Origin of the sequence: Parabacteroides sp. CH2-D42-20, from assembly GCF_003670185.1 — a bacterium.
GTDB classification, from domain to species: Bacteria; Bacteroidota; Bacteroidia; order Bacteroidales; family Tannerellaceae; genus Parabacteroides; species Parabacteroides distasonis.
Genome location: NZ_RAYG01000044.1, coordinates 21,244 through 30,174, shown reverse-complemented (window position 1 = coordinate 30,174; position 8,931 = coordinate 21,244). Strand labels below are relative to the sequence as shown.

At 46.4% G+C, this 8,931-nt stretch carries 8 protein-coding genes; 4 read left to right on the top strand and 4 right to left on the bottom strand.

Annotated elements, in window-relative coordinates:
- Window positions 1–101 precede the first annotated feature (101 nt).
- The 3 genes from D7V92_RS20325 to D7V92_RS20315 form a co-directional block, all read right to left on the bottom strand.
- Window positions 102–785, bottom strand: coding sequence for a DinB family protein (locus D7V92_RS20325; protein WP_005866506.1), 684 nt, complete (start codon window positions 783–785; stop codon window positions 102–104).
- Between the two features lie 8 nt (window positions 786–793).
- A complete protein-coding gene (locus D7V92_RS20320) occupies window positions 794–1,114 on the bottom strand; it encodes a YbjQ family protein (protein ID WP_005860908.1) in 321 nt (106 codons plus the stop codon).
- 94 nt (window positions 1,115–1,208) lie between these two features.
- Window positions 1,209–3,467 (bottom strand): GH92 family glycosyl hydrolase, encoded by a 2,259-nt coding sequence (locus D7V92_RS20315; protein WP_121773656.1) that lies wholly within the window; start codon window positions 3,465–3,467, stop codon window positions 1,209–1,211.
- A 139-nt stretch (window positions 3,468–3,606) separates the two neighbouring features.
- Here D7V92_RS20315 and D7V92_RS20310 point away from each other — a divergent pair, with 139 nt between their 5' ends.
- From D7V92_RS20310 to D7V92_RS20295, 4 genes are read left to right on the top strand one after another with little or no spacing between them, the layout of a single operon-like run.
- A complete protein-coding gene (locus D7V92_RS20310; protein ID WP_005866511.1) occupies window positions 3,607–3,864 on the top strand; it encodes an RNA polymerase sigma factor in 258 nt (85 codons plus the stop codon).
- A gap of 18 nt (window positions 3,865–3,882) precedes the next feature.
- Complete coding sequence (locus D7V92_RS20305; RefSeq protein WP_121773655.1) at window positions 3,883–4,545, top strand: hypothetical protein; 663 nt, start codon at window positions 3,883–3,885, stop codon at window positions 4,543–4,545.
- A gap of 54 nt (window positions 4,546–4,599) precedes the next feature.
- Complete coding sequence (locus D7V92_RS20300) at window positions 4,600–4,878, top strand: LysO family transporter (RefSeq protein WP_005860915.1); 279 nt, start codon at window positions 4,600–4,602, stop codon at window positions 4,876–4,878.
- Window positions 4,875–5,501, top strand: coding sequence for a lysine exporter LysO family protein (locus tag D7V92_RS20295; RefSeq protein ID WP_005866516.1), 627 nt, complete (start codon window positions 4,875–4,877; stop codon window positions 5,499–5,501). The genes D7V92_RS20300 and D7V92_RS20295 overlap by 4 nt, the downstream gene beginning before the upstream one ends.
- Window positions 5,502–5,614: 113 nt before the next feature.
- Here D7V92_RS20295 and D7V92_RS20290 read toward each other — a convergent pair whose 3' ends face one another.
- Window positions 5,615–8,845, bottom strand: coding sequence for a S41 family peptidase (locus D7V92_RS20290; protein WP_121773654.1), 3,231 nt, complete (start codon window positions 8,843–8,845; stop codon window positions 5,615–5,617).
- Window positions 8,846–8,931: the final 86 nt, after the last annotated feature.

The following is an 8,931-nucleotide window of genomic DNA, read 5'->3' as shown; positions in this document are numbered from 1 at the left end:
ACTGCGTAACAGTGGAAGAGTAGGTAGCCGCCGTCTTAGGTGAAAGGAGTCAGTCGAAAGATTGGCTCCTTTTTTTGTTATATACACCATCCGTTTAATTTTCAATGATGTCTGCCTCTTATTGCTAGCTTCCATTTACAACAGTCATTTAGATGTAACATGACATGTCTGGTAGGAGGCATTAATAAAATACCAGCTATATCTTTTTTAGCCCAGAAATCAAGCAACCAAATCGAATCTTCATGATTTGTGATACCACCTTCTTCTAATATCCGGCTTATCCTTTGAGTTGGGATTTTGCGACGTATATCATCGGGAGATAAGGTTCGGATGATTTCTCTGCTTTTTCGTCCTACTTCATTCCTGTATTCTAAGAGTTCTTGAATACGTAGACTTTTGCTTAGCTGAATAATCTGGTTATCAGATAAGGCATTTCCTGTGTCTCTGATAGGGGAATTCATTCGGGTTTGCCAGTCTTCATTGAAGATCTGCTTTTCTCCGTTAACTAATATATTCATGGTCAGATCCTCAATTCTGCTGATATGCCATAATACCCAAGCGATGGTTTCATCTTTCGCTGTAGGCATAATGGCATATTCATCCTCTCTTAAATCTCCGACTAGCTCATCGACCTCGTTTCTCTCATTACCAGACACCACAGAGAGGTGTAATTTTCCATGAATCTCAAGAAAGAGCTCCTTGGTTTGCTCTATTAATTCCGGTTTACGGATAATGCGGTTTAGTTCTTTATGTGATTCGCTTAATCCGGCTCCAAAGTATTTCATTTTGGGGATTATTGGTAGCGTACGGCTGTCCCGGCGGCGGTAACCATCAGCATGCTTCCGCTTCCTCCTACGGTCTCATAATCTAGATCTACGGCGATTACAGCGTTTGCGCCCATTCGTGCCGCATGATCGCTCATTTCTTTCAAGGCCGTTTCTTTCGCTTCGCGTAAGACGCTCTCGTAAGAACCTGCACGTCCTCCGACAATATCCCGGATGCCTGCGAAGAAATCTTTGAATACATTCGCTCCGATGATCGTTTCACCGGATACGATTCCGAAGTACTGGGTAATTTCTTTTCCTTCGATCGTGTTAGTTGTTGTGAGTAACATAGCTTTTCAATTTAATCGTTTGAGGGCAAATATAAGATAAAGGGCGAACCAGTGTACTGATTCGCCCTTTGTTTTTATGTTTCTTTATATGAATTTATTTTACCGGTTGATCGGTCATGATAAACTCAAGCTTACCTCCATTTATGATATCGGAGTGGCTGATGAAAGGAGTCTCTAGGACTTTACCGTTTAGCTTGACTTCTTTAACGTATTTATTGGCGGGACTATTGTTGGTCGCCACGATCTCGAAAATACCGCCTTTTACGTGCATAGAAGCCTTATTTACCATCGGACGGCCCAATGTGTAAACCGGAATACCCGGACTTACCTGATAGAAACCTAGGGCGCTCATGACATACCAAGCAGACATCTGTCCGCAATCCTCATTACCGATGATACCATCCGGTTCATTCGTGTAGAAATTCTGCATGATATAATCTAAATACCCTTGCCCTTTCCATGGAGAATCTGTCCAGTTATAAAGATAGGCCATATGGTGGCTCGGCTCGTTTCCATGAGCGTATTGGCCGATCAATCCGGTAATATCTCCGGAGGCTTCCGCCCCGTCAATCTGGGAAGAGGTGGTGAACAGGGTGTCTAAACGTGTTTCCAGCTCTTTCTTGCCACCGATAGCGGCGATGAAGTTATCCATATCATGTGGTGCGAAGAAACTCCATTGAAAGGCATTCCCTTCGGTATAGTCGCTTTTCATATGCGAAGAATAGCGAGGGTTGAATGGAGTACGGAAAGAACCGTCGCCCATTACCGGACGCATCATTTTCGTCTCGGGATCTAAATAGCGTTTGTAGTATTCGGCTTTCTTGGCATACTCATTCGCCAACTCTATATTACCTGCCTTCTTGGCGATTTGGGAGATACACCAATCCTCGTATGCCATCTCCAATCCCCACGATACGGATTCAGGAACAGAGTCGGCGGGGACGAAACCATATTTCTCCTTATAGTAAGGGTGCATCGTGATCAGATCCAGCTCACGGGTTCCTTTGAACTTCTCGGCAAGATCCTCACGGTAAACGGAAGAACGTACGCCGGCTTCCGTCCACGTGCTCATATCACCTTCCGCTAAATCTTTCGCTACAAGGTCGGCGAGGACCGAGACGGCCGGATATCCTACCATACAACCTGTATAACTAGAGGCTAAAGGCCATTTGGGTAATATTCCACCTTCTTTATAACCTTGCACGAGTACCTTACCCCAATCAGTCGCTAAGTCCGGATTAATGATTGTCATTAACGGATGAAGCGCACGGAACGTATCCCACAAGGAGAATACGGAATAATTTACGTAACCCGGTTCGGCGGTATGCACTTTCTTGTCCATACCCAAATAACGCCCGTCCACGTCTTGATAAGCGAAGGGGGCGATCATGGTATGGTAGAGCGCCGTATAGAAATTGACCATGACTTTCGGATCTGCCTCGATCTGGATCAAGTTTAACGCCTCGTTCCAAATATGCGTTGATTCCTCACGGGTCTTATCGAAATCCCATCCGGGCAATTCTGCCTCGAGATTCTTCTCGGCGCCTTCCGGATCGACTATGGATAAGGCTACTTTTACATAAAGCGGTTGTGCCTTTTCAGCGAATTTGTAATGGAACTTCAAATCTTCTGCCGTATTTAGGCGTAAGAACAAGGAGTCTTTACGTAATTTCCCTCCGATGTATTGGTATACGGTCTCGATCGGTTCCGAGAAAGTAATCCGATAGGACATGGAGTGGAAATGTGCCCAACCTTGTGTCTTCACGGTTCCTTCCACCGTGGAGTCGTTTACAAGTAAATATTGGTTACCGATCAGCTTATGTCCCCAGTTCGGTTGAAGGATATGCCCTAAGTCAAGCAGGACACGACGTTCTTTGGGATTGTCGTATGTATATTTATGGAAACCTACACGATCCGTAGAAGTCAATTCCACGTTGATGCCAAAGTTATCCAAGCGTACGGCATAATACCCCGGTGTCGCTTTCTCAGTGTCTTTCTTGAAGGTAGCTACTGGTTTGATGGAATCTCCACCGGAGAAAGGTAATAAAGCTACGTCACCCAGATCACCGATACCCGTACCAGAAAGATGCGTGTGGCTGAACCCGTAGATATGGTCATCATCATAATGGTAACCACTACTTGCGTCCCATCCCAAGATATGGGTATCCGGGCTTAGTTGTACCATCGCGTACGGACGGGTAGCTCCGGGGAATGTGTGTCCATGGAACCCGGTTCCGATGAATGGGTCTACATACCTCACCTCATCTTGTAGTCGCGGCGACTCCGGCGCTTGCTTGCATCCTACCAGCAGGCAGGCAAGAGCGGCCTGAAAAAATAAGATCGTTCTTTTCACTGTTATTATTGATTTAGTTTGTAATAAGCGAATTATCAATCATCTGTCACAAAGATAATGGCTTTGGGGGAATATTGGAAATTTCCTTTTAAAATCTGCAACCTTTTTCGGGCTTGGCTCGTCTTATAGATAAAAAAGTATGGGAACAAACGAATTTACGACAAAGATATTGCCGCTGAAGAATAACCTTTTCCGGGTTGTTTTCCGGATTACCGGAGACGTGGAGCAGTCTGAGCAGATCGTTCAGGAAGCCCTGCTTAAGGTTTGGGAAGACCGGGATAGCTGGATTGTCATTGAGAACTTACCTTCCTATTGCATGATGGTAGCGCGTAATCTGGCATTGAGGGAAACGTATTCCGGAAATAAGGAAAGGATGGAGCGGTATGCGGTAAGGTAATCTGTTTATGGATCGTGTATGGACTATCAACGAATAAATAAGTTGCTGGATAAATATTGGGAATGCGCCACATCCGTGGAGGAAGAGCGGGAATTACGCCAGTTTTTCTCCTCAGCGGTGGTACCTCCCGACTTATTACCTTATAAGGCTTGGTTCGTATCTCATGAGGCCGAGGCATTGCCCCCTTTGGGGAAAGAATTTGATGCTCGTATATTAGAACATATCTCGGAAGATCGAAAATTAATCACTACATTTGGAACGTTATTTAAATCTATTACTCATTTAATTCATAAGATTATGGGAACGAACATGAAGAAAGCCTTTACCACCCTTTTATGCCTTTTGTTTTGTATCACGATCTCGGCACAGGATAAAGCCGCTGATTTTAGTAAGCTCGTAGGCGATTGGTCCTTCTCTGCCCCCGACGCTCCGTATGGATATCAAGATGGAAGTTTTCAGATAAAGCAAGAGAACGGCAAGTTGACCGCTAAAGTGAATATACAAGGTAGTACCTTGGAGATAAATGATATCAAGGCGAAAGGAGATACCTATACCAGTTCTTTTTATGTGGATGGAACGCCTGTAGACTTAACTATGACCCAGAAAGGAAATAAGTTAGAGGGAATGGCCGACGCCGGAGGTATGCAGATTCCCGTGAAATTCAAGAAAACGAAGAAGTAACTGCTTTGTGGTACTGTGAGTTTCTGTTAACTTTGCGGCAAAAACTACAAAAGGATGTTTACAGTAATCGGAATCATGTTCTGCGGCATTGCCGTCGGGTATTTCTTTCGTAAAGTAGAATTGCTGCAAAAGATCGGTAAGCCTATTTCTTATACAATTCTTCTTCTTTTGTTCCTGCTGGGAATTTCGGTAGGGGCCAATGAGTCTATCGTGAATAATCTTACGACGTTGGGCGGGCAAGCCTTGTTGATCGCTTCGGCCGGTACGTTGGGTAGCGTCTTGGCGGCGTGGGGAGTTTATCATTTCTTTTTTAAGGAAAGGAGCCGGGGATGAAAGGGAGTTTGATCGTCGTGGGCTTCTTTGCCTTGGGGTGCTTGCTGGGATGGAGCGGTTATCTGCCCGGGGTCATTATCGAGAATGATATAACGGTTTATGTACTTTACCTCTTGATGTTTCAAGTAGGGATTAGCATAGGAAGCGATAAGAAACTGAAAGATATTTTATCGAGTATACGGCCGAAACTCTTATTGGTGCCTCTGGCTACTATTATCGGGACGTTGAGCTTCTCCGCCCTGATCAGCCTTGCTCTTACCAAATGGAGCGTGTTCGATTGTTTGGCGGTCGGAAGCGGTTTCGCCTATTATTCATTATCCTCCATCTTGATAACAGAGCTAAAAGAACCGACGCTGGGGGCTCAATTGGCGGCGGAGTTAGGAACGATCGCCTTGATCGCTAATATTATCCGTGAGATATTCGCCTTGCTGGGCGCTCCGTTGTTCGTTAGATATTTCGGAAGGCTATCTCCGATCTGCGCAGGAGGAGCTACTACGATGGATACGACATTGCCGATTATCACCCGTTATTGTGGAAAGGATTTGGTCTTTGTCTCTATCTTTCACGGGATCTTGGTAGATTTCACGGTTCCGTTTTTCGTATCTTTCTTCTGTTCGATGTGACTGAAAGAGGCTTCCGAGATCTCGGAAACCACCTTGCAAGGTTGAAAAGTCATTTCCGAGGTCTCGGAAAGCATTTTGCAAGGTTGAAAAGTCGTTTCCGAGGCCTAGAAAAGCTATTTTACAGTTTGCAGCATCACTTCTACCGCTCTTTTTAATTGCGTGTCCTCGCCGGAGAGCTGCGCCTCGGGAGTATTGTACACCTCGACATCCGGTTGCAATTGTTGGTTTTCCAGATAATTGCCTTGCATATCTTTCACGCCTACTTGCGGGATACCGAATACCAAGGTCGGATCGATTTGCGTTTCCCACCATACGGCTGTCATGGTTCCCGGAACCGGGGCGCCGATCAGCTTGCCGATGCCTAAGGTCTTATAAACCCAAGGGAAACCATGAGCGTTCGAATAATTATCCTCGCACATCAAGACACAGGACGGTTTGGTCCACTTATTGTAAGGATCGCTACCGATGTATTGTCCGCGAGGCTCGAAGCGCTGATACTCCTTGCCGCTCAATAAGGTAGCCAGATCATCATGCAACCAGCCACCTCCGTTATGGCGGGTATCCACGATCACGGCTTTCTTATTCCGGCAACGGCCTAATAAGGCGGAATAGACCTCGCGGAAACTCTCGCTGTTCATACCTCTTACATGTACATATCCGATTTGCCCGTTCGATAATTTATCTACGGTTTCTTGGCAATTCTCGATCCATCTTTTATAAAGGAGGTTCGATTGCTCTCCGTTACTGATCGCTTTTACCTGTTCCTCGAAACGCTGTTTGCTGGTAGGATCATAGACAGAAAGCATTACTTTCTTACCGACTTTACCGCTTAGCAGTGGATAATAATCGGCGTCTTTCTTTATCGGTGTTCCGTCTATCTTCTCGATGATACAGCCTTTCTTTATCTGGCTGTCGGCCAATGTCAGCGGGCCCTTGGCGATGATTTCCTCGATCTTCAATCCGTCGCCCGTGTATGCGTTATCGAAGAAAGCGCCTAAGCTGGCGGTTTCCGGCCCGGTTAGTCCCGGATTGTAACGAGCGCCCGTATGGGAGCCGTTCAACTCGCCCAATAGCTCGGAAAGCATCTCTTGGAAATCAAAATTGTTGTTGATATGCGGAAGGAAACGGGCGTAAGCGGTCTCATACCCTTTCCAATCCATGCCCCGGAGTGTCGGATCATAGAACTTATCCAAGACTTGACGCCAAGCGTGATGGAAGATATAAGCACGCTCCTCTGCCGGACGATAAGCGAACTCGGCCTTGAAAGCGATCGGTTTTTCCTTGCTATCCTTCAACTCTATCTTTTTCAGTTTGCCGCCGGCGGTAAGATAGAGGTTCTCTACTTTCTTATCGGCGAATAGAGTACCTCGACCGACATTCTTGAGCAGTAATTTAGTGGACTTTTCCTTCAAGTCGTGTTCCCATAAATCAAAGCCTTTCTCGAAAGCGGCGCAATAATATAGTTTATCTCCTTTCGGGGCGAGTACGGCGTCTCCCAATGAGGATGAATTAGCGGTCAGGCGAATAATCCGGTCCTTGCGGTTCTCCAAATCAAACTTCAAGGGGGCTACAGGCTTATCCTTATCCTCTTTTTTCTTATCGGAATCTTTATCGGATGTCTTATCCTCGTCCTTATCTTTGTTTTCATCCGCTTCTACCAAGGCCAGTTCTTCTTTACTGAGGCGGAATTTATCGTAAGCCTCACCGTCGAAGAACATGATGTACACATCCCGCTCAGCACCCCAGCTACCGTGGCTGCGGAAACCGGCACGGTCGGAGGACCAGATCATGGCCTTACCGTCTAATACCCATTTCGCGTCGCCATCCGAATAACCGCTTTCCGTCAGGTTCGTTACCTCGCCGCTACCGTCCGCTTTCACGAGGGCGATATCCGTATTGTTCCATCCTCCGACGGAGATGTAATCTACCAAGAACCACTTGCTGTCTGGCGACCATTGGAAATGCTGGTCTCCATCGCTATACGAATAGAGGTATTTCCCGTCCAATACGGTGCGGACCTGCTTGGTCTTTCGGTTGATAACACGTAAGGTGGTGCGGTTCTCAAGGAAAGCCACCTCGTTACCATCCGGAGAGTATAAGGGTTGGAACGAGGTTTGTCCGGAGACGACAAGAGGCTCCTCTTTCAATTCTGGGGCGTACGTGAATTGCTTATCTTCGTCACGTGTAAGTTTACTTTCGTAGATTCCCCATGTTCCTTCCCGTTCGGCGGAATATACCAATGAACGTCCGTCGGGGCTGAAATCTATATTGCGCTCTTGTTGCGGCGTGTTCGTGATTTGACGAGTCGTCTCGTATTCAATAGAAGTTACGTAAACATCGCCACGAGTGATAAACGCTACCTCTTTTCCATTCGGGGAGACGGCGATATCCGTAGCTCCATCGGTCAGAAGACGATGGATTACGTCGTTCTCGATCTTATCCGCGACGATCTGGATATTCACCTTGGCAGGTTTCTGGCCTTCCTTAACGGTATAGATCTCGCCGTCGTAACTATAGCATAGAGTCCCGGAATTATCGGAGGTAAGGAAACGCACGGGGTGGGTGGTATGCGTCGTGATTTGTTTCTCGCTGTTGCCTGCCAAATCCTTCTTGAAGATGTTAAAGCTTCCTTTCTCCTCGCTTAGGTAATAGAAAGACGCCCCATCCGCGGCCCATACAGGATTACGATCCTCACCGCCAAAAGTGGTTACTTTCCGGAAAGAGCGGTCTTTTCCAAGCGTACATAACCATATATCACGGGTGATAGAAGATTGATGATGCTTGCGCCAAGGGTCCTCGTAACCTTTGTAGTCATTGTATAATAATTTACTGCCATCTTTGCTGAGGGCTATATTTTCCATGTATAACGAAGAATACAAATCCGGCCTTCCTCCGTCCGTGCTTATCTCATAGACTTGCATAAAGCGGGTGCCGGGGAATTGGATATCCTTGGCGTCTTGCAATACGTTGGCCAGATACAAGATGTGTCCGTTATCCTTAAAGGTAGTGGGATATTCGTTTGTGGAGTGGGTGGTGAGCTGCTTAGGTTCCCCTCCCTCCTTGTTCATGAGAAATACATCGAAGTTGCCGCTACGGTTGGAGGCGAAGGCTATTCTCTGTCCGTCGGGCGACCAGACCGGACGGGTATCATGCGCCGGATGTGTTGTCAACTGCCGGGCTTTTCCTCCGGAAGAAGGGACCGTGTAGATATCCCCTTGGTAAGAAAACACGATCGTCTGCCCGTCCGGGGAGATCGCACAGTAACGCATCCATAACGGACTGTCGTCTGCTTGCGCCGCCGCCGATAAAAATAACGCCAGCGCAGGAATCATCAAGTTTTTCATGTGTACTCTATTTTAGATTTACAAATGTAATCGATTTTCGATATTTATTAGGAGAAATAATTGCGTAGATTAAATTTTTAAATATT

Coding starts and splice junctions, on each gene's coding strand:
- D7V92_RS20325 (WP_005866506.1), bottom strand. CDS start 785: ATGAAATACTTTGGAGCCGGATTAAGCGAATCACATAAAGAACTAAAC.
- D7V92_RS20320 (WP_005860908.1), bottom strand. CDS start 1,114: ATGTTACTCACAACAACTAACACGATCGAAGGAAAAGAAATTACCCAG.
- D7V92_RS20310 (WP_005866511.1), top strand. CDS start 3,607: ATGGGAACAAACGAATTTACGACAAAGATATTGCCGCTGAAGAATAAC.
- D7V92_RS20305 (WP_121773655.1), top strand. CDS start 3,883: ATGGACTATCAACGAATAAATAAGTTGCTGGATAAATATTGGGAATGC.
- D7V92_RS20300 (WP_005860915.1), top strand. CDS start 4,600: ATGTTTACAGTAATCGGAATCATGTTCTGCGGCATTGCCGTCGGGTAT.
- D7V92_RS20295 (WP_005866516.1), top strand. CDS start 4,875: ATGAAAGGGAGTTTGATCGTCGTGGGCTTCTTTGCCTTGGGGTGCTTG.
- D7V92_RS20290 (WP_121773654.1), bottom strand. CDS start 8,845: ATGAAAAACTTGATGATTCCTGCGCTGGCGTTATTTTTATCGGCGGCG.